This is a genomic window from Pseudomonas sp. NFIX28, from assembly GCF_900107395.1.
Lineage (GTDB): Bacteria > Pseudomonadota > Gammaproteobacteria > Pseudomonadales > Pseudomonadaceae > Aquipseudomonas.
Map to the genome: position 1 here is coordinate 30,586 of NZ_FNPW01000018.1, position 1,370 is coordinate 31,955.

1 protein-coding gene is annotated in these 1,370 nt (G+C 61.4%); it reads right to left on the minus strand.

The window, feature by feature from the left end:
- Nucleotides 1-1,370, minus strand: a 1,370-nt coding sequence (locus tag BLV20_RS26615) for an immunoglobulin-like domain-containing protein (protein ID WP_371914345.1), incomplete at both ends; no start/stop codon positions are given.

Sequence of the window (1,370 nt, forward strand, 5' to 3'; positions counted from 1 at the left end):
GTCAGGCTCAGAGTGGTGGTGTCTGGTGTGTCAGTAACCGACGTTTCAGCCGGCTTGCCATCGACATCGAGCTTCTCGTAATTACCGCCGGTAGCACCGGTGATGGTGGCGCTCAGGGCGCTGCCGCCCGCGAGGGCATCGTTCGGCGCGGTGAAGTTCACGGTACCGGAAGACTCGCCCACTGGAATGGTGATGGTTTGACCATTCGACAAGGTGACCACAACCGGCGAACCGGTGACTGGCGCGGTCACGGAAGCGGTGTAAACGACCACGCCACCTTCAGCCACAGACGGAGTAGCAGTCAGCGACACAGTCGAAGTGTCGATGGTGTCGGTGACGCTGGTCACAGCCGGTGTGGTGCTCGGCACCAGACTCTCGAAGTTGCCGCCAGTAGCAGTTTTGATTGTGGCTTCTACGGTACCGGCATCTTTGTAGACGTCGTCTGCAGGAGCGGCCACGGTAACGGAGCCAGTCGTAGCGCCGGCAGCGATGGTGATCACTGCACCGTTGGAGAGCGTTACGGTCACCGGAGTGCCAGCGGCATTGGTCAGTATTGCGGTGTAAACAATCGAACCACCCTCGGCCACGGTATCGGTCGCGGTCAGGCTCAGAGTGGTGGTGTCTGGAGTGTCAGTCACCGACGTTTCAGCCGGCTTGCCATCGACATCCAGCTTCTCGTAATTACCGCCGGTAGCATCGGTGATGGTGGCGCTCAGGGCGCTGCCGCCCGCGAGGGCATCGTTCGGCGCCGTGAAATTTACGGTACCGGAAGATTCGCCGACCGGAATGGTGATGGTCTGGCCGTTGGACAGAGTCACGACTACAGGCGAACCGGTCACCGGAGCGGTCACGGAGGCGGTGTAAACCACCACGCCACCTTCAGCCACAGACGGTGTGGCCGTCAGCGAAACGGTGCTGGTATCGATGGTATCGGTCACATCGGTGACAGCAGGCGTAGTGCTCGGTACCAGGTTCTCAAAGTTGCCGCCCACGGCATTCTGGATGCTGACTTCAACCTTGCCGGCGTCTTTGTAGACGTCATCGCTCGGCGCGGCCACGGTCACGGAACCTGTAGTAGCGCCGGCAGCAATGGTGATTACCGCACCGTTGCTCAGCGTGACGGTGACCGGCGTGCCGGCAGCATTAGTCAGCGTCGCGGTGTAAACGATCGAGCCACCCTCGGCCACGGTGTTGGTGGCGCTGAGGGTCAGATTGGTGGTGTCGGGGGTATCGGTAACCGAGGTATCAGCCGGCGTGCTATCAACATCCAGTTTCTCGTAGTTGCCACCCGTCGCACCGGTGATGGTGGCGCTCAGGGAGCTGCCGCCAGCGAGGGCATCGTTTGGCGCGGTGAAGTTCACCGTGCCGGA